The following is a 26,065-nucleotide window of genomic DNA, read 5'->3' as shown; positions in this document are numbered from 1 at the left end:
CCCCGTGATTGTGTCGGACAGCCGCCTGGTGTGTGACACTTAACCTGCCCTAAGCGAGCATATCCGATATTGTGTCCCGACTTGGCAGAGCACCAACCTTGCCTATCGCTGCCACTGTCAGCCTCTTCCGGTTTTGTAGGAGAAGATCTGCCACATTCACTACGTCACTAAGGGTCACCGCGCGTATTCTACCGATCATCTCTTCCTTGGTTATGTACCTACCGTAGTGCGAATAGCAGTAACCAAGCGCTTCCGATTTTCCAACAGTACTTTCCCTAGACATCAAAACCTCGGACTCCAGCTTGCTTTGGGCCCTAAGCAACTCCTCCTCCTTCACGGTTTCAGGCAGTTTCTTCATCTCTGCGGCTATTGTTTTAAGCAGTTCTTGGAGATGACCTTCGTCAGTTGCGGCGTGTATGGAAAAAAGCCCACTGTCGGAGTAGCTGGAGTTGAAAGAAGAAATACTGTAGACTAGCCCGCGCCTTTCCCTAATCTCCTGGAACAACCTTGAAGACATGCTACTTCCCAGTATCACGTCAAGAACCTGCATTATGTAATATCCCTCGTCTACGTATGACACCCCGGGAAATCCGATTACTATGTTGACCTGATCAAGGTCCCGAGCTTCTACGTACTGCCCTCCCGTGTATACCGGGGGAACCACAGGTTGCGGGTTCTGATCTTTGATCTGAGCAAACCCTTGGGACATAAGCACAACGTCCTCGTGCCCTATGTTCCCAGCTACTGAGAGAATTATATTGTTCCCGTAGTAGTTTACGTTCATGTACTGCACAAGGTCAGCCCTTGAGAGGCCAAGTACTGACTGCTCCGATCCCAAAATTGGTGCACCAAAGATCTGATCTTTGTACGCGACCTCCATATACTTGTCGAAGATAATGCTGCCCGGGGCATCGTTTGTTTGGTATATTTCCTGCAACACTACATTCTTTTCTCGCTCAATTTCAACTTCTGGGAATGCCGACCGCAGCACGATGTCTTCCAAAATTTCCAGGGCGATACGAGCGTCTCTCTTCATAACTTTAACGTGGTATACAGTGTGTTCCTTGTCTGTATAGGCGTTGAAGTTCCCACCTATCTGATCGAAGGCCATTGCAATGTCCAGTGCAGATCTCGTGCTGGTGCCCTTAAATGCCATGTGCTCTAGGAAATGTGCCAGACCTATTTTCCCTTCTTCCTCATGTCTACTACCTGTTTTTACCCAAAGACTAATTCCAACGGAATTTACCCCGTCTACCTTCTCAGAGACGATGGTGAAGTTATTCTGTAGCTTTGTAACTGAGGTCGCGTCATTCATGGCTTGCTTCGTGAGTAGTACCTGAAACCGTTGATGGTATAGCATTGCTGCGTCGAGTAAAAGCTAAATGTTCTGGCAGAATTTCACGAGGCGCATCACGTATCTGCGTCCAGGTTGCAGAGTTTTTTAGTGCTTGTTCCTTGGGGGTTTATGATGTATGAAATGCGTCTGGTCCGGGTGCAGGGAGGAGTGGTGTTGGCTGAAGTGCTGCCTAGGGTGGTTGGTGTGCTGCTGATGCTTTCTGTCGTTTTTGTGCCTATGCGACGAGTTGCCCTTGCTGGCGATGGGATCGCAGGCGTAGGTCTTGATGTGCTGCAAGTTACTGTAAAAGAGGGCGATAACGTCATAGGTGTGCTGCGTAACGCGGGTGCGCAGGTGGTTGAGGCGGTTGCTGCGGCGAAATCTCTGAGTGCAGTATATAACATAGACAGGATAAACATCGGAGACAAAATCAACGTTGGGATAAGTAACGCGGGCTTGATACACTTTGTGTCAGTCAGCCCAGCGCGCTCCCTGTACAGCTTTGAAGCGCGCAGAGACGAGGCTGGCGGGTATAGTGCCAGAGTTGCAAATAACGTTCAGGAAGTGAGGGTTATGAGGGTTTCTGGCCCTGTGGAGAAGTCATTTTTTGCGTCTGCGATTGAAGGGGGGCTATCTGATACCATGATTATGCAGTTGGTATCGATATACGGCAACCGAATAGATTTAGATAAAATTCCCCAAGGCAGCTGGCTTGATGTCCTGTTCGAAAGGTTTTTTAATGATAGGGGTGATCTGATAGCCGATGGGAACGTGCTCTATACGGCCTTGGTTGTCGACGGGCGCCGTGGCAAGCAGATGCATCTCAAGCTTTACAGGCACCTTATGAAGGATGGCACGGCTAGGTACTGTGATAGCGAGGGACGTAGTCTGGGGAAGAGCATTTTTGAGCATCCTATAGGTGATGGCGGCACGTTTCGTGTCTCGTCGAAATTTGGTACCAGAAAACACCCAATACGTGGTTACAGTGGATTCCATAAGGGGGTTGATTACGCTGCACCTTTGGGCACGCCAGTCAAGGCTGCAGACAACGGTATAGTGGAATTTGTGGGAGTAAAGGGTACTTATGGTGGTTATGTCCGCATACACCATAGGAACCACTATTCCACGGCCTATGCCCATTTGAGTAAGATTAGGGCGGAACTGGTAAGAGGGTCCAAAGTCAAGCGTGGGCAGGTGATTGCGTACGTGGGCAGCACGGGCCTATCGACGGGGCCGCACCTGCACTATGAAGTACTGTACAAGGGTAGGCATGTTGATCCCCAGAAGGTTGGGATAGATAAAGCGGTAGTGGAACTCCCGCAGGAGGAGGGAATTCCGTTTAGAGAGACCGTTGCCAATATGGACAGCATGTTGCGCGGGGATTACCGAGAAAATTAGCTACGCCTCGAACCAAGTATGTTTGGTGCATCAATGTGGTTTTACGGCCTATGAGCGCTCAAAACTGTCTACGTACCTGCTATTTGTGTTGCGAATGCTGGTGTGTCTCTGTGGTTGGTACACAAAAGCGCATCGGCCTTACCTATTGTTGTGGCTTAGGTTGGCTTGCGGCCTCATTTTCGTTGACTGTAGGATGCATAAGCGCTAGACTCTAGGGTGTTTCATGAGTTTTCGTACTGCGCGTAGCAAGGCCCTGGCCGGGCTTGTAGCGTTGAGGGGAGGATTGTTCTTTTGCTGAAAGGAATTAGGAAAGTCTGTATTTCCGGCCGCGAAGTGTGGCCCATCATCGAAGGGGGTAAGGGAATTGGGGTCAGCGACGGCAGGAGTGCTGGGGCCTTCGCCGCTGCGGATGCTGTGGGCACGTTCTCTTGTGCTAGTCCCGCGCTCATTGACAGCAATGGGGAGTACGTACCGCTGATATACAAGGGGAAAACCAGGGGGGAGCGCAACCGTGAGCTCATACGCTACAGCATAGAAGCGGGAATAAGCCAGGCGCGTATTGCCCACGACGTATCACAAGGACGTGGCAGGGTGCACATGAACGTGCTGTGGGAAATGGGCAATGTGAGTGAGGTACTGTACGGGGTGCTCGAGGGTGCCAAGGGCCTGATTCACGGGGTAACATGCGGTGCTGGCATGCCCTACAAGTTGGCTGAAGTGTCTATGCAATGTGGAGTTTATTACTACCCCATAGTCTCTTCCGCACGTGCCTTCAAAATTCTGTGGACTCGTGCCTACCGCAAGTTCCCCAAGGAACTGCTGGGCGGTGTTGTGTATGAGGATCCGTGGCTTGCTGGAGGGCACAACGGGCTCAGCAACAGTGAGGATCCAAACGTACCCCAGGCTCCGTTCGGCAGGGTTGCGGAGATTAGGTCGTTCATGAACGAAGTGGGCCTTTCCGAGGTTGTTTTAATAATGGCAGGGGGGGTATGGCACCTAAAAGAGTGGGAAGCTTGGCTCGATGATGCCAGAATAGGCCCTGTGGCGTTTCAATTTGGTACAAGGCCTCTAGTTACTGCGGAGAGCCCGATTTCTATGTTTTGGAAGAGAAGGCTGCTTTCCCTCGAGGTTGGGGACGTGCTACTCAACAGATTTAGCCCCACAGGGTTTTACTCTTCTGCTGTGAGGAACGAATTTTTGCGTGAATTGCAGGAGCGTAACGAACGCCAGATTCCCTTTAGCAACGAGTGTAGGGACGATTTCGTGGTTGCCATGAAGTTCGGCTCCAGAGGGCGAGACATATATGTCACGGTTGCCGATAAGGAGCGTGCCGATGCCTGGATCTCCGCTGGATACGACACCATGCTAAAGACGCCCAATGACACAGTGATTTTTGTTACCGAAAGAAAAGCCCGAGAGATACGGGAAGACCAGATAGGTTGCATGGGGTGCTTGAGCCACTGTAAGTTCAGCAACTGGAAAGACCATGGAAACTATAACACTGGACAAAAGCCGGATCCCAGAAGTTTTTGTATTCACAAAACGTTGCAGAACATTATTCGCAAGGGTGATTGCGACAGAGAGCTTATGTTTTCTGGGCATAATGCGTACAGGTTTGGTAAAGACGAATTCTATAGTGGCGGATACATTCCGACTGTAAAGGAGTTGGTTGATAGAATTCTCAGCGGCTACTGAAGGTGGAGTGGCGCTGGTTGCCCGCTATACGTCTCCATCTCTGGTGTCTTTAACTAAGGATTCTAGGTACCTGGCCACAAGATCTGTTTCTATGTTTATCTCGCTATCAGCCTTGATATATTGAAGTGTGGTGTGGTTCCATGTGTGCGGGATGATGTTAACCACAAATAACCCGCTACCGGATGAGTTTACAGTCATAGAAACGCCATCTAATGCTATAGACCCCTTGCGGGATATGTACCTCGTTAACGTCTCATTGCAGCTTACCATTAGTGTGTGGGAACCAGCAATCTGGACGATAGACTCCACCTTTCCCACTCCGTCAACATGCCCCTGTACCATATGGCCGTCTATAGGGTCGCCCATCCTGAGCGGCAACTCTAGGTTCACTTTTGTACCCGCACCCCAGTGTTTCAGGTTAGTGACCCCTAGGGTTTCCTTGGAGACGTTTACGGTGAAATCCCTGTCCTTGTCCACCACCGTGAGGCAGACGCCGGCGCAAGCCACGGAACCGCCCACGACCATCCTTGCCAAGAGGTTTTCATCTTCCACTCTCAGCCGCACCGCCATGTCATCCTCTTCGGATGGCAACACCTCCTCAACGACGCCTACGGCTGCCACGATTCCGCTGAACATAAAAACCCCCAGCCTACCGTCAGGAACCTACACCAACCCCTGGCATTCCCAACACCTGGAGTTGAGCAACGCCGGGCAGTCTACCACGTCCTTGTATCTGCGCAAAGGGCACTTGTCAACCCTGCGATTAACTTGTTCAGGTTGGTAGAGGCTGGAGCAGGTATAGGCGAAGCCTACGCGACGGAGGTATATGGGATGTCAGCCAGAAAGAACAGCGGACCTGGTGCCCGGGGGGCAATACCTGCCACACCTGTGGGCATTATCAAGGGGACTTGTGTTGAGTACCCTTGGCGCTGCCCAGCCTACAGTTTCTAGCGGACACCCCTTTTACCTACTCATACCTGATGACTGTTGATGCCCCTGTGCGGCAGCAACTTCTGCGGCATTTAATGGGGCAACCTGTCCTTCTGCTGCCTCTACTGCACCAGTAAAGCCTTCAGCTGCTTCTTTGAGGGCATCTTGATCAATGCCCTCTATACCATCCTTGGATTGTGATGCTTGCTCTACACCTCTGTCTTGTGCTGGTTTTTCAACAGTACTGTCCATAGCTGCGCCTTCTATAGCTGCGATTACAGCTTCTGGCTCAGGTGCTTGTCCATCTTGTACAGCTGCAACTACAGATTGTATAGCATTGTCTACAGCTTCACGCTCTGCAGGTGTAGCTTCGGCAGCCAGGTCTTTTGCGTCTTGGCTAAGTTCTTCCCCCATAACTTCTGCGAGAGCTTGAGCGCCGTATCCTAGACGCCTTGCAACTGAAGATATGCTAGGAGCTGGTCGTTCAAGACGTTGTGCTTCCTCTGTAGTTATTACACCTGCGTTTTTCAGGTTAGTTACTAGGGAAGGAGCGTTTGCTACATCTAAAGCTGCCTCTATAGCTTCATATGAACCAATTGGGGCAGTTATGGACTCGTAGAATTTCTGCGCGGTAGGGCCTGTTACAAACTCCTTGATGGAGTTATATACTGCTTCTATGCCCTTCTTCAGCGAGTTACGGGCTTCAGCACTGAAGCCCTGTCTTATGGCAGCGACTGCATAGACCCCAGCGTGTGTCATGGCTTGACCAACAGCATTGAACTTAGCCATGATGCTTTGGTTGGTCTCTTGTACGCCTTCCTTGATCTTGTATAAGCCTTCTTCTACAGAACCCTTGATGGCGTTATGAACTGGTGTGAATATGTACTGGAAGCCTGCTCCCACTGCCACGAGTGCACCACTTACAGCTGTGACCAGCTCTGAAGCTGCGAGACCGCGAGCCGCATCACTCATCTGGTCATCTACGAATTTTTCTGCCTTCTCTATCTTGTTTTGTATCCAAGCATCAGCAGTGGGACTGATCCCCATTGCTGCAAACATTGGTAGGCTCACCACAGGTACCATAGCAGTCAGGATTGCTGCTGTACATAGGGCGCCTACACCAGCAATCTTTGCGGCGTTACCTATGAACTTACCAGTTATAGCCAAGCCTTCCCAGGTAGCCTGAGCTGCATCTGCAATCTTTTGACCTATTGTGTTTAATGCCTTGTAGAATGCATTGCTTTCCACACCTTTTGGAGACCATGCTTCGCCTTCGCCTTCCTTAGCCGCCGCTTCAAGCTCCTGCTCACCCCTACTAACTGCTGTGCCCAGGGCGTCAACCTCTTGCCAAGCGCTAAACCATTTTTGCGATGCTGCTTCAAGCTTCTCACGACACTTCTCTAGACCCTTACCAGCAACTTCTGCGGTATTTAATGGGGCAACCTGTCCTTCTGCTGCCTCTACTGCACCAGTAAAGCCTTCAGCTGCTTCTTTGAGGGCATCTTGATCAATGCCCTCTATACCATCCTTGGATTGTGATGCTTGCTCTACACCTCTGTCTTGTGCTGGTTTTTCAACAGTACTGTCCATAGCTGCGATTACAGCTTCTGGCTCAGGTGCTTGTCCATCTTGTACAGCTGAAACTACAGATTGTATAGCATTGTCTACAGCTTCACGCTCTGCAGGTGTAGCTTCGGCAGCCAGGTCTTTTGCGTCTTGGCTAAGTTCTTCCCCCATAACTTCTGCGAGAGCTTGAGCGCCGTATCCTAGACGCCTTGCAACTGAAGATATGCTAGGAGCTGGCTGTTCAAGACGTTGTGCTTCCTCTGCAGTTATTACACCTGCGTTTTTCAGGTTAGTTACTAGGGAAGGAGCTTTTACTGCATCTACATCTACTTCTGTCTTCTGTATCTTTGTAGCTTCCCGGTTAATAGCTTCCTCTACAGCGTCGTATGAGCCGATTGGGGCAGCTAGGCCTGTTACAAACTCCTTGATGGAGTTATATACTGCTTCTATGCCCTGCTTCAGCGAGTTACGGGTTTCAGCACTGAAGCCCTGTCTTATGGCAACGACTGCATAAACCCCAGCGTGTGTCATGGCTTGACCAACAGCATTGAGCTTAGCCGTGATGCCTATTTCTTTTACGTCTTCCTTGATCTGTTCTAAGCCTTCTTTTACAGTAAGGTCTTGTTCTACAGAACCCTTGATGGCGTTATGAACTGGTGTGAATATGTACCGGAAGCCCGCTCCCACTGCCACGAGTGCACCACTTACAGCTGTGACCAGCTCTGAAGCTACGAGGCTGCGAGCTGCATCACTCATCTGGTCATCTACGAATTTTTCTGCCTTCTCTATCTTGTTTTGTATCCAAGCATCAGCAGTGGGACTGATCCCCATTGCTGCAAACATTGGTAGGCTCACCACAGGTACCATAGCAGTCAGGATTGCTGCTGTACATAGGGCGCCTACACCAGCAATCTTTGCGGCGTTACCTATGAACTTACCAGTTATAGCCAAGCCTTCCCAGGTAGCCTGAGCTGCATCTGCAATCTTTTGACCTATTGTGTTTAATGCACTGTAGAATGCATTGCTTTCCACACCTTTTGGAGACCATGCTTCGCCTTCGCCTGCCTTAGCCGCTTCAAGCTCCTGTTCACCCCTACTAATTGCTAGTCTCAGGGCGTCAACCTCTTGCCAAGCGTTAACCCATTTTTGCGATGCTGCTTCAAGCTTCTCACGACACTTCTCTAGACCCTTACCAGCAACCTTGCCCATGGGGCCTTCTTGCACTGCCTTGAGACCATGGGTAATGTCGCTAAGGCTGCGGTTAAGCAGCGGCCATGCACACAAGGTGGGACAATATATACTCTAGTATTTGATTCTGTGATGCCTTGGGTACTGACATCCTGACGCTGTGGTCACATATGGTAAAGAGATCGTGGTTGTCTATTATGTGTTTCAACATTCCTGAATGCGCTGCTGTGCCCTGCGACAGTGAAAACGTGACGTGCCGCTTCGCTTGCGTGACCTCTTGTATGCCGAGTGCGGAGCAAAGCTGTTTGATGCGCATTACATTCAGCAAATTCATGACCTCCGGTGGTGGCGCGCCAAATCTGTTTACTAGCTCGACAAAGCAGGTATCCGCTTCCTCCGCGGTTTTCAAGCTACTGATTTTTTTGTACACTCTTATACGCAGATCTAGCTCCCTGATGTAAGATTCAGGAATCCTAACATTTGCGTCTACGCCCACTTTTACGCTGTGGCAGCCCGCTTGTATGTGCGGTTGCTCCTGGCACACTGCTATGGCTTCCTCCAGCATTTTATGATACAGCTCAATTCCCACTTCCTTTATGTTGCCAGACTGCTCTTCCCCCACCAGATTTCCAAAGCCGCGCATGTCCATATCCTGTAAAGCGAGGGCAAAGCCCGACCCAACGCTATTTAGAGACCTGACCGCTTCTAGCCTCTTCATGCCAGGTGAATCGGGCAGCGCCTTTTTTGACACTATGAAGTAGGCATAACCCTTCAACGTACTCCGGCCCACCCTTCCCTTGAGCTGGTACAGCTGTGCCAAGCCGAACATGTCAGCATTGTGCACTATTATGGTGTTGGCGAAAGGTATATCTATTCCACTTTCGATGATGGATGTTGTCAGGAGGACGGAGAACTTCCCATCGAAAAAGTCATTCATAATCTTATCCAACGCCCTGGTAGATGTTCTGCCATGCGCCACTTCGACCTTCACATTTGGGACCAGTTTTTGTAGGTCCGCCAACACGCCATCAATGTCAGAAATAAATGGGCAGGTGAAGAACACTCTGCCACCGCGGCTGACTTCATCTAGAATTGCGGTTTTTATGATGTTGCCATCGTACTGTATGATGGCAATATCTACGGCCATCCTCCCCATGGGTGGGGTCCTGAGAACGCTCAAGTTTTTTATCCCGGAAAGCGACATGTGCAGAGTTCGGGGAATTGGTGTTGCGGATAAGGATAGAACGTGCACATCATTCCTGAGCTTTTTGAGCTGTTCTTTCTGTTGTACGCCGAAGTGTTGTTCTTCATCAATAATGAGCAAGCTCAAGTCTAGGAATCTTATATCTTCTGCGAGAAGCGCACTCGTACCTATGATTATGTTGATATCCCCGTTTTCGAGCGCCTTTTTTACCTTAGACTTTTGCGTGGCGGATGATCGTGCAAGCTGCTGAACGTTGATATCGTAGTTTTGAAATCTCTCTCTGAATGCCGCAAGATGCTGCCTGCATAGTAGGGTTGTGGGGACGATTACGGCAACCTGCTTGGCCGGATCTTCGTTGATGACTAGAAATGCCGCGCGCAGTGCGACTTCCGTCTTGCCAAACCCAACGTCTCCACATATGAGCCTGTCCATCACCTTGCCGCTGGCGAGATCCTCCTCAACTTCTGATATTGCTTTGAGCTGGTCTTCGGTTTCTACGTATGGAAACTCTTTGCAAAAGTCCAAGTACCTCTGATTTGCAAGAAACTTATTGCCTTCCGCAAGTACGCGCATTGCTTCTGAGTGTAACAACGTTTGAGCGATATCTTTGATGCGTTTCTTGAGTTTGGCGCTGCGCTCCTGCCATGAGGTGCTGCCGAGTTTATCCAGGACGACGTCGGTATTGGTGCCGTATTTTGTGATCAAGTCTATATCTTCCACCGGGACGAAGAATTTGTCGTTATTGCGGTAGAGGATTTCGACAAAGTCGTGTAAATGTCCGCACACACTGAGCGTGCGTAGCGCATTAAATATGCCAACGCCGTAGTCCTTGTGTACTACTACGTCTCCTACTGCAAGGCAGGTGTCTTCGCTGACTACCGTGCCAGAGGAGCGACCGGCCGCGCATTGACGTTTCAACAGGCTGTATTCTGTTATCACAATAAAGTCGTGTGTTACAACGTCACAACTTGTTGGTAGCACAGCCGCGTTGAACGCGCCTATAGGGCCTGCATACTCATGCACTCTGGATATGTGTATGCCATGTGCTTTAAACTTGTCGATGAAATATAGCAGTGATCCTTCAGAGTAGCAGGCGAGGATTAGAGTTTTATGTGCGGAGTTAATGTAATCCGCGGCCACCGCGAATACGTCAGCCTTTTGTTCTTGTGCTAGCAACCTGAAATTCGGCACAGCGCCAATATTGCTGGAAGAGCATATGACTTGTTGATGCTTCCAGAGATTGTTTTCTGATGTTGCATCAAAGCGGCAGAAGATGGCCTTGTGAAAGCTCCGTGTAATTTGTATGTAGCCTTGTAAATCCAAGAACAAAGCGCTTTTTCCTGTGGCAGATTGTGCCGTATAATCCTCCTCCTGCGCCCCTTCCAAGCGCCGCAATACTTCTTCCGAAGCCTGCTCAGCAAGCACCAGTTTTGCGTTTGGGGCATAATCGAAAATGGTTGACAGCTCATCTGCCTGCAGCAGCGGCAGCCACTGCTCCTCTCCCATGCATTTTTGCCTGGAAAGCATGGCTTCAGCAAATGCCGGATCGGGATTTGGATACTGCTGCATGTACCTTGTGTAGAACCGATTTAAGTTTTCTTCGGTTTTTATTACTTCAGATGCTGGATAGATGACCAAACTTGGTAACGCGCCTCCATCCGTAATTTGCGTATCAAGGTCGAAACATCTGATAGACTCAACAGCATCGTAGCAGAAGTCTATCCTGGTGGGCTTGTTATCTATTGGTTGGAAAATATCGACGATTTCCCCCCGTACTGCAAAGCTCCCCACTTCGCGCACCGCGGAAGATTGCGTATATCCGCATGCCACCAGATGTTGTACCAGCGCATCCATAGACAAACCATCGCCAGGTGCAACTGTTATGGTGGCACTGGCCACAGAGTGTGCCGGCAGCACTTTCTGCGCAACTGCGCCGGAGGTTGTTAACATTACGTACGGGGCCTTGGCATTAGAAATGTCAAGCAAGCACTTCATCCTGGTTGCCATGACCAGGCTACTGGGTGAGACCCCCTTGTGTGGAATGGAATCCCACTTGGGCAGGATAAACACATCGCGCTCCCGGTCGAAAAACTTCAGGGTTTTTGCCAAATGCGCCAGGGATGTGCCTTCCTGTACGACGAACACGAACGATGTGTGCCGATCTTCCATGCACATCTGGGCCATGAGCATGTCCCCAAATTCTGGAGCAACGCCGGTGATTACTTCAAGAGAGCCCACGTGTACGCCTACGAACGCGCGCTGATGACGAACCAACCCCAACAGTGGGCCACGCGCACTACGGTGACGCCCCACGAGCACAGAAAACAACTACTTGCGCCGCTCAAACATCCTCCTAGCTGCAAGACCTTAGGGCTAACGATGAATGTCATTGTATTATGTGAGGTATTGGAATACAATCAAAAATGACGGACGTATGGTGCTTATGGGGAAAAGTAGGGTTGCCATATACACCGATGGTGCCTGTTCTGGCAATCCTGGACCTGGAGGTTGGGGTGCTGTGCTGCGCTTTGGTGACGGAGAGGAGCGCAGAATATCGGGTGGCAGTGACGATACCACAAATAACAGAATGGAACTTACCGCGGTGATTATGGCTTTGGCGGCTTTATCGGGGCCGTGCAGCGTGTGCGTTAATACTGACAGCACCTATGTGAAGAATGGGATCACGGAGTGGATTCGCAAATGGAAGCTGAACGGATGGAGAACATCTAGCAAATCTGCTGTAAAGAATGTTGACTTGTGGATGGAGCTTGAAAGACTGACTTTGCTGCATAGTATTGAGTGGAGGTGGGTAAAGGCTCACGCTGGGGACGAATATAACGAAAAGGCTGATATGCTTGCCAGAGGCGAAGCAGAGCGCCGCATGGTTGCCCCAAAGTGATTTTATGCTGTGAGGCTTTTGTCAGGTTCTATGAACTCTATAGTGTGGACTTGTGTAAAATTGCTGCTCGTAGGTGCGGTGCTTGCGTTTGGGGGAGTGCTGTACTACCACGTCAGTACTAAGGACACCATAGAGTTCCGCACTAGCGCCATAAACTTGTACCTCAAGTTCAAGCTCTCCAAATTTTTTGCTGGTGCTGATGTTGACATACAGGACGTTCAACTATCTTGGCGCAGGGATGACGAGAACTTTTTCCTGTCTGCGAAGGGGCTTGTCATTGTTGACAAGAAATCAGGCCTCAAGACGGAAATTCCCGAAGTTGCTATTTACTCCAAGGTAGGCATCCTGTTTTTGTGGGGAGATTGGGGTGCCAGCCGGGTTGAGATTCCTACGGTTTATCTGAGCGCATTTAGCCCGGACAAAGAGGCAGATGCCGATAGAGCTTCATTTTCAATTTCTGCACTACGGGAGAGACTGTTTGTGCTTGTTAGATCTAGTGTACCCGTTAGAGTGGGGAGTATGCTGCTCAGCAACCAAGACGGTGAAAACCTCAGGGTGGACTCACTGTCGTTTGGGACCGAAGCGAAATACGATGGTAGAATCTTCTCACTGGAGTTAACCAGCGGCACATCATCGGTTAAGGTTAAGGTATCTGAGCACTACAAGGGTGTGATTTCGCTGAATGTTAAGTGCGACAACTTCAACACAGCGCTGTTCGAGTATATTAGGTTCCTAAACGGTGTGCTGCCTTTGTATAACAAGGTGCTGATTTCTGGGGCTGCGGACATAGTGTTGGATGCGCGTGACCAGATAGAGTACTGCGATATTGACTTGCAGAGCCTAAAAGGTACTGTTCCCTATGGGCCCCACGACAGCGTCACGGTGCATGGCTTTCGGGTCAAGGCCAAGTACAGTGACCACGAACTTTTGTTGTCTGATTTCAATCTTCTCATGGATGATGTGGCGCTCAAGATGCGAGCCTCCTTTGACGCCACGGACGGCCGCCTCAGCGCTAGCGTGAGTAGTTATGAGCTTAAAGCACAGCGGGTGTGTAGGTACTGGCCTGGGGAGCTATATCCGGACTTGAAACGTTGGTATTGCGATAACGTGGTAGATGGCACTTTCAGGGAGCCCCAGGTAGCTTTCCATGGCCACATCAACGACATGAAAAATGTAGCCAATTACCGGTTCAGCGCACATGTGAGAGATGCAGCTATCAGGATTAGCAGCGAGTTGGGTGTGGTAAATGTGGTGGACGGCGGCCTGCTACTGGATAGGGGCGAGCTGGCTATTCGATCTGGCAATTACAACTTCAGGGGCGTAGATGCTGTTGAGGGTGTTGCCATCATAAAGGACGTAGGCAGCGATGATGCAAAACTTGAAGTGCGCGGCAGAGCCTTTGGTGACGTCAGCAAGATATATGTCGCGGCAAATGGGCAGGAGCGCTTTGGGGTTGCAGCCGAAAATATATCGGGCGTCGCCAATACTAAGTTCATAGTCGAAGTATCGAATCTGGCTGGGGTGTCTGACGTGCACAGCGACGTTTACATTACATCTGAAGTCGGAAACCTTGCGGTGAGTGGGGTTCTAAATAGCTTCGATGTATACGGTGCAGGCTTAGATCTTGTCATTCACAATGAAAGTGTAGAAGCAGTTATTAAAGGCAAGATGAATGGGCGCGACATGACTCTTATTGCAAGTGGAAATCCCAGTGGTGGCGGACGCATAGCATGCAAGTTTGATGGCTACATTTCCGGAGACAATATACAACAGTTCAGTGCAGCTGCCCGACACGTCGGTCTTAGTGGTTATGCCAAGGCAACAATAGATTGGGTCAGCAATCACTCTAGTGATGGTAGCACCAAGGTTAATGGCGTATTGGACGTTGCAGGCTTGTACTCGGGACTTGGGTACTTTCAGGAGGGTGATCAAGCAAGAACACTGAAGTTTACGGCGTTGGTGGGGGAGAATGCGAGCATACAGGTGCACAATGCAACTTTGGAGGGGCAAGGCATAGACGTGCGGTTAAGTGGACAAATTGGTCCAAGTGTGAATTTGGTGGCCGATCGTGTACAGCTCCTAAAAACAGACGCGCAAGTCTCTGTTAAATCTTCAAAAAATGGCAACCTAGTGCTGCGGCTAAGTGGCAAGTTTTTGGATCTCAGCAAGACCAACTTGTGGGCTTTTTTGAGCGGTGAATCGCGCCAACAAGGTGGGCTTAAGATAGACTTACGTGTGCACAACGCGCTCATGAAAAACAATGTGCCCATAAAGCGGGTTCTCTTCAGTATGGGGTACGATGGCGATGGGAAATTACATGCGAAGATGAGTGCGAATTTTGCCAATGATAATGCGCCAGTAAGAATAGAATACGGACCCAGAGGTTTGGAGGTAAGTACAGAAAATGCAGGAAGCTTCCTAAGGGCTGTTGATGTTGTAAATACTATAGATGGTGGACATCTGTCCATATACATGTACCCGGACAGTCACCTTGGTAGAACGCAAGGTGTATTCTCACTCACGAATTTTAATATCGTGAACGCGCCCATACTTGCGCAGATATTAACTCTCTCATCTCTGCAGGGGATTAGTAATACGCTCAATGGCAGCGGAATACGCTTTGGCAAGCTTAATGTCCCGTTCAATTACAACGAAAACCGCGTAAGTTTTGATGAATCGTGGATTGAAGGGGTGGAGCTTGGCATAAGTGTGGGAGGAGAAATAAACCTCAGCACGAAAAGTTTTGATGTGCGTGGCCAGATAGTGCCCGCATATGCGGTTAGCAAATTAGTGTGGAATACGCCTTTGATTGGCAAGTTGCTAACTGGCGGGCACAGTAGAGGCGTAGTCGCTATTGACTATAAAGTCAAGGGTACTGACAAGGCTCATGATATATCGGTGAACTTCCTGTCAATTCTTGCACCGAACCTGCTCAAGAGGGTACTCAAAGCTATAGATGACAAGTCAAGAGGTGGAGCGGGTAACGTGAAACAACATGGACGCGCCGCACAATAATTGATACTTCTTGCCGGGCTCTTGTACGCGGGAGCAATCTGTGGTTGAAAGGCAGGGTTGTGTGCTGCAGTTGCAGGGTGCATCCGTGTTGTATGTGCGCTACGCCACGGTGAAGTTGCGCATGGAAGATTGCGTCTTTGTTCGGTTGTTGTATAATCTTGCCAGGCTGTGGGACTGGTTTCGTTTGAAGATGTCGGTAGATGATGGTGCCGCTACGGAGGGTGTGCGGTATTCTAGGGTTTTGCTTAAAGTGTCAGGTGAAGCGCTTGTTGGAGAAAAAAGATTTGGCTTTGATCCCGAAGTTGTACTAAGGCTGTCTCGTGACCTCAAGAAGGTGAAAGAGTCCGGCGTGGAGCTCTGTATTGTTGTAGGTGGGGGTAACATATTTCGTGGTTCGTCCACCTCAGATGGGTTTGAAAGGACCAGTAATGACTATGTCGGCATGCTGGCAACCGTAATAAACGCGCTGGCGCTTCAGAATGCTCTTGAGGAAATGGGTGTAGAGTGCAGGGTGCTGTCAGCCATGCCGATGACCGCTGTTTGTGAGACATATATCAGGAGGCGCGCTGTTAGCCATCTTGAGAAGGGGAGGGTGGTTATATGCGCAGCGGGTATAGGCAGCCCATTCTTTACTACGGACACTGCAGCTGCGCTCCGTGGCATAGAGATGCGCTGCGATGCAATATTCAAGGGTACACAGGTTGATGGTGTGTACTCCTCCGATCCTAAGAAAGACGGCTCCGCGATCCGGTATGACAGGATATCGTATCACGACCTTTTGGCGTCCGATTTGAAGATTATGGATGCGGCTGCAATATCGCTGGCCAGGGAAAACTCCATACCGATAATAGTGTTTGATTTGGGCAGGGATGGGGCATTCTTTGAGGCCGTACAGGGCAAGGGGCGGTTCACAACTATATCTGACTAGGAGGAGACATGACGGATGCGATCAAGGAATGTGCCAAGGAGCGGATGGAGAAGACCTTCTCGATGTTTCTGAGCGACATATCTGGTATCAGAACAGGGCGGGTGAGCGCCTCGTTGTTGGATGGGGTGTTTCTTACTTACTACGGTAACAAGGTGCGGCTGAATACGGTGGCAAGTATATCGGTCTCTGGCAGGACCTTACTGATTTCGCTGTGGGATGCAAGCGTACTTGGTGATGTCAAGGCGGCCATTGATGCGTCAAATCTCGGTTTTGGTATGACGTGTGAGGCAACTACCATAAGGCTGGTGGTGCCTGAGCTTACGAGCGACGTGAGAAAGAATCTGGTCAAGATGCTCAGTAAGCTTACTGAAGAGGGGAAAGTCTCTGTGCGTAACATTAGGAGGGATACAATAGACAAGCTCAAGTCTATGCAGGACAATAAAGAGATTTCAGAGGATGATTTCCACTCTGTGAGTGCGGAGATACAGAAGGTTACAGATACGTTCATCAAGAAGATAGGCGATGCCTTTTCCGTCAAGGAAAGCGAAATTTTAGGCTAAATGCGCTGTTTAGGTGTCTGCTATGGTGCACAAATTGCCCAGGCACGTTGCCATAATAATGGATGGAAACCGCAGGTGGGCGGAAAGTCGGGGACTACCGCAGATGGAAGCCTACACTAAGGGCTTATCGGCTGCTGAAAAGGTTGTGGAGGCATGTATTGGCCACTCCATCAAACATCTCACTTTGTACGCGTTTTCCATGGAGAATTGGTTCAGGAACACTGAGGAAGTTAGCGACATTATGGGTATGTTTGCTAGCTATCTGTCTTCTCCGGAGCTCCGAAAGCTTGCTGATGATTATGGAGCTAGCATAAGGTTTGTGGGTGATTTGAAGCTCTTGCGCATAGATGTGGTTGAGCTCATGTTCGACATTCAATCTGTGACGCGCAACAACGACGCTCTGTGCTTGAATGTTGCGGTGAGCTATGGCGCAAGGCAAGACATAATACAAGCTGTGAACGCGGCACTGGATTCCGGTATTGAGTCTGTTGACGGGGAGATGCTGAACAGCTTTATGTGGACCAAGGGCCTCCCAGATGTTGATTTACTAATAAGATCAGGAGGCGAAAAGCGTCTTAGTAACTTTTTGCTTTGGCAACTCGCATATGCTGAGCTCTACTTCTGTGATACCATGTGGCCGGATTTTACCGCTGCACATTTTTCTAACGCGCTGGACAACTATCTGGCGAGGAACAGGAAATATGGCAGATAGGCCGCTATGTGTGTATAATCGATAAGGTGGGTCAGTGGCCCATCAGCCGTCTTTTGAGCTGCTGCATCTATGCGTCGATGCTGTGCGGCCGTATTTTGGGGGATTCATGAAGATCAGGGAGTTTTGTAAAAAATCTAGTAACCATATGTTGCAACTACAAAGAAAAATATTGTGTCACAAACTGTCAGTGGCCGACGATAGCCTGCCGTTGCGGATATTGACATCTGTGCTAGGGGCTAGTGCGTTTTTGGGCAGCATGTACTTTGGGGGATGTTTGTTCTACCTTGTGTGCTTCTCCTTGTCTATGGTATCCGCGTTTGAGTGGCATCAAATAACGGGCGGGCGTAGGCATCTTTATATTCCTGCGATTTTTGTGGTTGCGCTGCCGTATGCTTCTGCTGTGTACCTATACACGTTGCCTCACGGGGCCATCATACTGCTGTGGATGATACTCAGTGTATGGAGCGCCGATACAGGCGCGTATTTTGTTGGCAAAAGCTTCGGAAAGCGCAAAATATTACCTGCTGTCAGCCCAAACAAAACCTGGATGGGCTTACTTGGAGGCATGGCATTTAGCGCCGTGGTAACGCTGTTGATGTCAATCATTTTTGGTATATTTTTCGTTCCACACGCGCTACTTATCGGTGTGGTAGTTGCTGTGGTTGCACAGTGTGGAGATTTTGCCGAGTCTGGCATTAAGCGCCTTTGCAAGGTCAAAGATAGTGGTTTCATTGTGCCCGGGCATGGCGGCATACTAGACCGCGTTGATGGATTTATGTTCACCGCTCCCATGGTTGCCTACTATATACAACATGTGTCAAAATTTTTTGCTGATGTTTAATAGTTGGGGTGTACGGCGCAATACAGGCCGGTAACCGGGCGATTGTCACGCTGCGGTTTCCCACTTAGTTGTATGCGGCATATAGCACTTGGGTGCTGCTGCCTAGCTGCTCGCCTATGCTATGAGGCATTTGTCTTTTGCGTCTTTGCGAACCTCCACTGCTCGCGCGTTCCCCAGTACCGCTTTGTGGCACGAGCTTATGCAGTTTATTAGGGTGCTGGGGGAGATAGCTGCCCGGGTGGACCATGGTAGTTGCGCTCCGTTTTACCTGAAATACTGCGCTTGCGTTCTAGAGGTACAGCTACATACGTTATGCGTGGCTGCTTCGCGAGCGCGCCGAGCTTTTGGCGCCGCAGCTCAAGCACAAGGTATTGCATACAAATTCTCGGATTGTACCACCCATTTTGTGAAGCTCTAACGCACATGAGATCGCGCGCCAGAACCTACGGTGCAGTGATGTGTCTGTTTTGCTGCTCCTACGCGATTTGGTGTGCACGTGTAGTGGCTGGCGTCACATCGTTGATCGCAAGAGTTGTGCTGTGCCGTGCATCTGGCTCCTCCGATTGTTCAGAACCACGCGACGTGTGGTGTGCCGTGCGTGGCCGCACCGTCTGACTTTGACATGACGAAGATGCTAGTGTGCCCTGTGTAGAACCGCCCTCTTCAGGTATTACACTGCTGCTTGCACACTCACCTGATTGCCGCCTAAATGCATATCCATGAGTTTTTTGGGCAGTTGCGTCCCGCAAGGGGAGCTGATGAGCTTCAGCTGCGCCCCGGCCCGGGTGCAGATGTGAAACTTCTGTGTCATGCTGGCGAGTGACTTGATATGGAGTCTTCCTACAACGCCGTGCCGTGGAGCGACTGCCGTCCGGCGCGCGCCTTCGGCGTGTTGTACGGGGCTTTCTGGCTGTGCTTTCAGGGGTTGTATTACGTGTTGTGACTTCAGAAACCCCAGCAGCGTGTGTGATTGGGATAGCTTCTGTACCCGCATGTGCATCTGGCTCCGATACAGTTATTTGTCCGTCTGTGGCGAGGACATGTGGCGCAGGGCTTTCACCCCGATTGACCGCGTATGAGCTCGCTGTTGAATGTGTAGCTGGATACAATGCAAGGTTTGTGTGCTGTTTACCAAAGTGCTGTGTACCCATGTCCATGGTGCTGCAATGTGTGTGCCACTTGTGGTGACGATGTGGGGCTACTATTTCCTAAGCTATTACCCGAGCACTCTATGCCGTCGAGGTATGCTGTTACTGGTACTGCGCTCTGCCCGCTCGCGCCACTGTCGGCTGAGACCGTATATCCTGGAGATGATGCATGACCAGTTGCATGTGTTGTGATGTATTCCTGCATGCTCGGAAACTCGTGCGCGTTTTTGATGACGCTTTCACGCGGCATGCAATGTGTGAGTCTTGTACCAGAGCGTACTGCACCTCTGATAGACATATCGCGGGCGGTTGATTCATGCGCCACGTATTGCGTGCGTGCTGCTGTGCCCGGTATTTCGCGTGGAAGAGGCATTTCCTGTACCACTGGTGGTGTGTCAAGATAATGCGTGCACGTGACAGCAGAGAATGTAGGGTACAATTCCTGAGCAATTGGTACGCCTTCGTCCAGTACACCAGCCAGAAAGTGGGATTGCGTATCTATATACAGGGTATCCGCATGTGCAGATTGCCGCTTCGGCGGAGCCACAAGGGCGCAAGACGCCATGTGCTGCCTTAACTTTGCCAGATACCTGAGCTTGCGTACGCTTTCAGCATCCGAACCGCAAACCATGCTTTGTGCATGGTTGTGCTGCTCCTGCACAGAGCTGCCACGTGTTCTAGATATATGGTGCCCATCAAGCATCACTAGTGCGTGAGACAAAAGTGCTGCGGTGGTGTCGATGAGTGCATTCGAGTTCGCCACGTTCCCGACTGTTACCTGTGTTGTACCTTGCAGAGTGGCCAAGTAGCAGTATACGGACTCAGTGAGGCGATCACCACTGGGACTGCCGGATAAGATGTTATCATACCCAGTGCCAGCATCCAGGCACAGGCGCGATATTTTTGCATCTAGTTGACCCATTACGCTGTCAAGGAAATGCACATTACACATTAGGTGTGAGAGCCCACTGTAAAACCTATCTACACAGCGTCTCCTATACTTGTGCCGTGCAATGTCTGACGAGTTCTGGGGTGTAGTAACACTGGGCTGGCAGATCGGTTTCAAGCGAACTTTGCGGAAGATTTCGCCGCTACCGTGTGTATCATCTTCTTCAGAGACTTGTGCTGCATGTGTGAGGCCAGAGACCATGCGCAGCAAAGGCATAATCTCTCCGTGCCATTTTTGCATAGCCTCTGCATTCCGCCCTTGTGTAGCGTACTTGGTGTACTTATCTATATGCTTGCAAAGTTCACGCATGCGCTCAACCAGAGGAAGATGCACCTCGCCAAAAATTACTGACTGTTCTGCATTAAGGAATCCGGAAGAGGCGATATCCCTGCCCAATTGTACGAGCTGCTCCAGCGTTGCTCGCAGCCCCGGGTATTCTGTACGATGTTGTACTAGATTGGTAATTGAGATGCTGCAAATAATCTCAAAAAGCTTGGCCACGTATGGCAAACTCATTTCCGGCTCTTGTACACCACCCAACGCGGCAATCTCGCTTCTGCGGGATAACGCCAAATCAATTTTGGTTACTAAGTCCAAATAGCGTAGCTGCAGGCTTTCTGCATGCGCAGATGCTGGTTGCGGTGCGTTTATGTCTGAAATGCGAGCTAATAGCTCTCTTACCAACAAGATGCGCTCACAAGTTGCCAGCAGAAAGGGCACTTTTTCTAAAATCTTTAACAAGCACTCATGTAACTGGTTTATGTACCGATCATGTGTCGTACTGCAAATGTATAGTTGTGTTGCGTTCCGCATAATCACTGTGCGCACTCTCCCCACGGATGTACTTGAGTATGCCTCGGGAAAGTACCCCACTCTTGCGGGTTGCAGGGCCTCCATGAATTCCACCAGAAGGCACCTGTACTTTTCTGCACTTGGTACGCTGCTGTCAAGTATGTGCCTAATACTGCGATATGGGGTTAAGTACCCCTCATTTTTGTGCAGAGCAGAGATAGCACACAATGCCGACAACGCCCTTCCCAGCACATCTCTGACATACCTGTTATACTCGTGTAAAGCTCTGCCATCCTGGGTTACTGTAAGGTCGTCTTGTATCCTCAAGAATATCTCTGAGCATTGCCTAACCAAAGTTGTGACGTCACTGCTTTCAAGCGCCTCCGTGACATAGCTGGACATCCTAAGAGCGTATTCCAATGTCCGCAAGTCAAGAGCGTGCCAAGCATGCTGAAGTTCTGTCAAAAAGGCTTGTCTATTCATTCCAGTCCCAAACGAAGGTTACGCTAGGCTATACAGGTAGTGGTGTTCTATTAAAAAGTCAATAAATATTAACTTATTTATTAACGTACACGAGAAGTGCACGTGTGGTGTATTTGGGCGCCAATAACTTGGTAAATGGCCATCTATGCGGGTATGTGGCTCTCTATTCTTCGCAGAACTTCTGCATAACCACTAAGCGTGTCGCCTAGATTTAGTCGGTATAGGTCCTTATCCAACACCGCGTCATCTGATGCGTTGTGAAGCCTGCATGTATCAGGGCTAATCTCATCGGCGAGCACGATTTCCCCATCTGCCTGTTGCAGCCTACCGAACTCCAGCTTAAAATCCACGAGCACGATGCCGACCTCACGCATGACTTTACAAAGGATTGTGTTCACGCGCAGTGACTCTGCCTTGATGTGACCAACTTCGCCGCTGGTTGCATATCCGAGACTGACCAAATGGTCTTCGGTCATCATAGGGTCAGACAAAGCGTCGTTTTTGTAGTAAAACTCCACTACGGGTGGGAGAATCGGCGTTCCTGGCGCCACGCCAAACCTTTTGCAAAAGCTGCCGCATGCCAGGTTGCGTACTACGACCTCTATCGGGATTATATCAACCCTTCTGACTAGCTGTTCCCTGTCATCTAGAAAACCAAGTATGTGGGTTTTTATTCCATGGCTTTCTAAATGTCGCATTATAAGATAGCTTACGCGATTATTCACCGCACCCTTGCCGGGTATTATGTCCCTCTTTTGTGAATTGAAAGCTGTAATGTCATCCTTAAAATGCTGCACCACAGAACTTGAATCGGGGCCTGGGAATATAATCTTGGCCTTGCCTTCGTATAACGCCTTGCGCTCGGTGTGCATTGTAATTTCTCCAACCAAGCCATTCTACATTCAGTTGATAATTTTGTAAAAGAATGTACAAGTAGCTGTGATACGCCGGGAGTTGCGTCAATCTGGGGCTCTGTATGAACGTAGGTAAGTTGCGGCCCGTAAGGGGCACTCGGGATCTTTCGCCGGAGGAATGCTACAAGTTTTGGTATATACGTGACATTGCCCACAGTATGGGGGAGAGATACGGGTTCGTGCCAGTGGAGACCCCCATTTTCGAGTTTCAGGATGTGTTTCTCAAAACTTTGGGGGATTCTTCCGACATTATTGGAAAGGAGATGTATTCCTTTCCCGATCGGGGTGGCGACGTACTTGTTTTAAGGCCTGAGCTTACTGCTGCAGTTGCCAGAATGCTAATATGTGAGCGGCTCGCCCTGCCGGCAAGGCTTTTCACTTTTGGACCGGTGTTCCGCTACGAAAGGCCTCAAAAATGTCGACAAAGGCAGTTTCACCAGATCAACTACGAACACTTTGGCGCGGGATGCACTGCAGATGCGGAGCTCATGGCGCTGGCGTATGATATTTTGGGTGCACTCAATCTTCGCAATAAGGTGCATCTGGAAATCAACTCTTTGGGCAGTCAGGACAGCATTTTGAAATACAAAAGCAGCCTGCTGCAGTACTTCAGTGAACACGAGCATGCGCTTTCTGGAGACAGTCGCAGAAGAGTGCACACAAACCCCCTGAGGATTCTCGATTCCAAAGATCGTGGTGATATGGCCATACTTTGTAACGCCCCAGTCGTTGCGGACTTTTACGATGATGAATCTAAAATGGCGTTCGACGGCGTCGTGCGGCAGCTTGACAACCTCGGCATACCACATACAGTCAATCCCAGGCTTGTTAGGGGGCTTGACTACTACTGTGGTGTGGTATTCGAATTTAAAACCACATGTCTGGGTGCACAAGACGCGGTAATTGCCGGGGGAAGGTATGACAAACTCGTTGCCTCAATGGGAGGTGATAACGTACCGGCTGTCGGCTTCGCCGGGGGCATGGAAAGACTGGCATCTTTGGTAGACTACAGCCATGGTACTGGATTTTCAGTTGCCTTTTTGCCCCTTGGGGAGGGAGCTGTAGAGTGTGCTATGCGTTCCGCATACGAGCTACGGAGTAGGGGCATAAGAGTTCTATGTGACGGTGCGGTAGAGAAACTCAAAATTGGTCTCAAGCACGCCGACAGGTCTGGTGTTGATCTAGCGTTGATATTAGGAGACGAAGAGATTGCCAAAGGCGAAGTGCTCTGCAGGCATATGGCGACCGGGGCGCAAGAAACTGTGAGCATTTGCAAACTTGGAGACTACGTGTTGGGCATAGAAAGAAGCGCCCAGGGCAGCAACCGGGCAGCTCTCAGAAGGGCTGGAGAGTAGACGACATTGCCATCATCTGCTACTGCCCTTGCCATTTTGCGTGGCGCCTTGTATTAAATCGCGCAGCGCCTGCAGATCACTTACCCCGACCAGCACTGTATCCCCAACCACCACGGAGGGGGTGCCCCCTATGTTCAACCGCTCAGCCAAATCCCTAGTGGCATTAATCATAGCGTTAATCTTGCTGTCATTTTGCTCTAGCGACTTCTTAAGATCCTCTTCCTTTATGCCTATGGATTCAGCAATTTCCACAACCCCATCGTCTGTAAACCTTTTATTGTGGTCGAGCGCGGCATAGTAGAAATCCACGTATTTTTCCGGGTTAATAAAGTGCACCGCAAGCGCTGCACGCGCCGCCAGTGTAGAGGCTTCTCCAAGCGCTGGAAGATCCCTGAACACTATGCGGGCCTTCCCGTCGTCGAGCAATTGCTTTATGTGCGAAAGCATCGATTTACAATACCCGCAGGAGAAGTCAAAAAACTCTACTAACAATACTTTGCTTTCCCTGTTCCCGAATGAGGGATAGGAAACGTCATCCAGCGCTACCCTATTCTCTGCAACCCTCTTCCGCATCTCGGCTTCATTCATGGCTGCCTGCCCCTTGCTGAGCGCAGATATAACTTTATTTGGGTTTTTATATATGTATTCCTCAATTATGGCCTCGATTTCTTCCCTGTCTTGCCCCTTTACTCCGGAGACGAACTTGCTAATTAGCGGAAAGCTTGCCACCAACACTACGAGACTCAACAAACAAAAAATCCTAGCCACGACGGCACCCCAGCCTAAACCCTACAACAAGGGTGCTACTAACACAGACCTACGGCATAGTCAAGACTGTCTCTCACAAGTGGGCAACGCGCTGCTAACTTTAAAAACCCATTCCCCTTGAGGGTAGGTACAGCCTTGTGACGCCGCGATTGGCACTTAGAACTGGTGTGTAACTCGCGACTCGGGTTTGTGTGTCCGCGTTGCCCATTACTCAGCTGTGCATCTTCGGGTACTGACCAAAATGTGTGGGGTTGTAGGATGATTTCGGCCAAAATTAATTGTGCTTTGTGCGCATGCGTGTAATTATCCGGTTGTTGTGAAGTCATAAAAACATGAAGGCACATTTTGGTGTTACCGTGTGGTTAGGGGTATGCTGCTCCATGACCCTCCTTATGGTGGTGATTGGCGGCATAACCCGCCGACTCACTCTGGGCTCTCGATAACCGAGTGGCAGCCCATTGTGGGAGTTGTTCCCCCAATTGGTGATGAGGCCTGGCTGCGTGAAAAGGAGAAATACGCTCAAACGCCGGAGTACAGGCATAGGGCGGCAGATATTTCGCTGGATGACTTCAAGCGGATTTACATCATCGAATACATACACAGGTTGTTTGGCAGGGCCTTGGGGGCGGTGTTTTGTCTGCCCATACCGTATTTTGCCATAACCAAGCGAATAAACCGAGCCATGGTCGCGAAACTGCTTATGGTTGCGCTGCTGGGGGGCATGCAGGGAGCCATGGGGTGGTTTATGGTGAAAAGTGGGCTTGTTGATACCCCGCGCGTCAGTCACTACAGGCTAGCGGGGCATTTGTTTCTCACTATTTTGCTGTTTTCAATACTGTGGCATAGTTTCCTGCGCTGTGCAGGGGTGCGCAGCACCACGACAACAACCAATGCCAGATTCTTTACAGCGGCGGCCGTTGTTGGATTAACGGTGCTACAAATGGTTTTAGGCGCGCTAGTGGCCGGGTTGGATGCAGGGTTGACCTACAATACTTTTCCGCTGATGGACGGCGCGATAATTCCGCAGTCGCTTTTCTCAGCCAAATTATGGCACGGCGGATTTCTGCACGATGTTACTACAGTGCAGTTTTTGCACAGACTAGTTGCTGTGCTTATCGTCGTATGTGCAGCACTACTACCGTTTTGGCTGAAGACCCGCGGTGCTTGGCTATTTCTTGCGTGTGTTGTATTGCAGTTTTTGCTCGGCGTGGCAACCTTGGTTAGCGTTGTGCATATATTTCTGGCCGCGATGCATCAGGTATTTGGCTTTGTTACGCTTGCAGCAGGTGTACATATGTTGTGTAGGCTAAGACGCGAAGGAAGTACTTGCATTTCTGGTCACGCTGGTATATCGTAACCCGGCGCGCTCCGTTTATGTGCGCTA

17 protein-coding genes are annotated in these 26,065 nt (G+C 50.0%); 10 read left to right on the top strand and 7 right to left on the bottom strand.

Translation table 11 applies throughout. The annotated features are described in order from the left end of the window. Positions 1–49 precede the first annotated feature (49 nt). Complete coding sequence (locus tag ACIS_RS04815; RefSeq protein WP_012881040.1) at positions 50–1,360, bottom strand: M16 family metallopeptidase; 1,311 nt, start codon at positions 1,358–1,360, stop codon at positions 50–52. 105 nt (positions 1,361–1,465) lie between these two features. Here ACIS_RS04815 and ACIS_RS04810 point away from each other — a divergent pair, with 105 nt between their 5' ends. Together ACIS_RS04810 and ACIS_RS04805 are read left to right on the top strand one after the other, a co-directional pair. Then, positions 1,466–2,734, top strand: a complete 1,269-nt coding sequence (locus ACIS_RS04810) for a M23 family metallopeptidase (protein WP_049756271.1) — start codon at positions 1,466–1,468, stop codon at positions 2,732–2,734. 291 nt (positions 2,735–3,025) lie between these two features. After that, entirely contained in the window at positions 3,026–4,429 is a 1,404-nt protein-coding gene (locus ACIS_RS04805) for an NAD(P)H-dependent flavin oxidoreductase (protein WP_012881038.1), read from the top strand. A gap of 24 nt (positions 4,430–4,453) precedes the next feature. Here ACIS_RS04805 and ACIS_RS04800 read toward each other — a convergent pair whose 3' ends face one another. The 3 genes from ACIS_RS04800 to mfd form a co-directional block, all read right to left on the bottom strand. Next, positions 4,454–5,065: a riboflavin synthase gene (locus ACIS_RS04800; RefSeq protein WP_012881037.1), complete on the bottom strand. Its 612-nt coding sequence runs from the start codon at positions 5,063–5,065 to the stop codon at positions 4,454–4,456. Between the two features lie 327 nt (positions 5,066–5,392). After that, a complete protein-coding gene (locus ACIS_RS04795; RefSeq protein WP_041651303.1) occupies positions 5,393–8,209 on the bottom strand; it encodes a hypothetical protein in 2,817 nt (938 codons plus the stop codon). Further along, positions 8,187–11,645: a transcription-repair coupling factor gene (gene mfd, locus ACIS_RS04790; RefSeq protein ID WP_049756270.1), complete on the bottom strand. Its 3,459-nt coding sequence runs from the start codon at positions 11,643–11,645 to the stop codon at positions 8,187–8,189. The genes ACIS_RS04795 and mfd overlap by 23 nt, the downstream gene beginning before the upstream one ends. 115 nt (positions 11,646–11,760) lie before the next feature. On the opposite strand from mfd, the gene rnhA reads away from it, so the two are divergent. The 6 genes from rnhA (at position 11,761) to ACIS_RS04760 (ending at position 18,272) form a co-directional block, all read left to right on the top strand. Then, positions 11,761–12,216: a ribonuclease HI gene (gene rnhA, locus ACIS_RS04785; RefSeq protein WP_202965497.1), complete on the top strand. Its 456-nt coding sequence runs from the start codon at positions 11,761–11,763 to the stop codon at positions 12,214–12,216. A 30-nt stretch (positions 12,217–12,246) separates the two neighbouring features. Beyond that, entirely contained in the window at positions 12,247–15,231 is a 2,985-nt protein-coding gene (locus ACIS_RS04780; protein WP_012881033.1) for a YhdP family protein, read from the top strand. 190 nt (positions 15,232–15,421) lie between these two features. Beyond that, positions 15,422–16,159 (top strand): UMP kinase, encoded by a 738-nt coding sequence (gene pyrH, locus ACIS_RS04775; RefSeq protein ID WP_041651621.1) that lies wholly within the window; start codon positions 15,422–15,424, stop codon positions 16,157–16,159. A gap of 8 nt (positions 16,160–16,167) precedes the next feature. Next, a complete protein-coding gene (frr, locus tag ACIS_RS04770) occupies positions 16,168–16,719 on the top strand; it encodes a ribosome recycling factor (protein ID WP_012881031.1) in 552 nt (183 codons plus the stop codon). Positions 16,720–16,741: 22 nt separating this feature from the next. Then, on the top strand, positions 16,742–17,431 hold the full coding sequence (uppS, locus tag ACIS_RS04765) for a polyprenyl diphosphate synthase (RefSeq protein ID WP_041651300.1): 690 nt from the start codon (positions 16,742–16,744) through the stop codon (positions 17,429–17,431). Positions 17,432–17,465: 34 nt separating this feature from the next. Continuing rightward, positions 17,466–18,272: a phosphatidate cytidylyltransferase gene (locus ACIS_RS04760; RefSeq protein WP_012881029.1), complete on the top strand. Its 807-nt coding sequence runs from the start codon at positions 17,466–17,468 to the stop codon at positions 18,270–18,272. 1,128 nt (positions 18,273–19,400) lie between these two features. On the opposite strand, the gene ACIS_RS04745 is transcribed toward ACIS_RS04760, so the two are convergent. After that, positions 19,401–21,626 (bottom strand): hypothetical protein, encoded by a 2,226-nt coding sequence (locus tag ACIS_RS04745; protein ID WP_238523277.1) that lies wholly within the window; start codon positions 21,624–21,626, stop codon positions 19,401–19,403. Positions 21,627–21,787: 161 nt separating this feature from the next. After that, positions 21,788–22,516: a phosphoribosylaminoimidazolesuccinocarboxamide synthase gene (gene purC / locus ACIS_RS04740; RefSeq protein ID WP_012881027.1), complete on the bottom strand. Its 729-nt coding sequence runs from the start codon at positions 22,514–22,516 to the stop codon at positions 21,788–21,790. A gap of 104 nt (positions 22,517–22,620) precedes the next feature. Between purC and hisS the strand changes: the two genes are divergently transcribed. After that, positions 22,621–23,913, top strand: coding sequence for a histidine--tRNA ligase (gene hisS / locus ACIS_RS04735; protein ID WP_012881026.1), 1,293 nt, complete (start codon positions 22,621–22,623; stop codon positions 23,911–23,913). A gap of 12 nt (positions 23,914–23,925) precedes the next feature. Here the strand turns inward: hisS and ACIS_RS04730 are convergent, their stop codons facing one another. Then, positions 23,926–24,681 carry a DsbA family protein gene (locus tag ACIS_RS04730; protein WP_012881025.1) on the bottom strand — a complete coding sequence of 252 codons (756 nt, stop codon included), beginning with the start codon at positions 24,679–24,681 and terminating at the stop codon, positions 23,926–23,928. A 370-nt stretch (positions 24,682–25,051) separates the two neighbouring features. Between ACIS_RS04730 and ACIS_RS04725 the strand changes: the two genes are divergently transcribed. Next, a complete protein-coding gene (locus ACIS_RS04725; protein ID WP_238523276.1) occupies positions 25,052–26,038 on the top strand; it encodes a COX15/CtaA family protein in 987 nt (328 codons plus the stop codon). The last annotated feature ends 27 nt before the right edge of the window (positions 26,039–26,065 follow it).

Origin of the sequence: Anaplasma centrale str. Israel (assembly GCF_000024505.1) — a bacterium.
Taxonomy (GTDB): Bacteria; Pseudomonadota; Alphaproteobacteria; order Rickettsiales; family Anaplasmataceae; genus Anaplasma; species Anaplasma centrale.
Note: the sequence above shows the minus strand (reverse complement) of the source record. Positions and strands in the feature narration are given on the sequence as shown.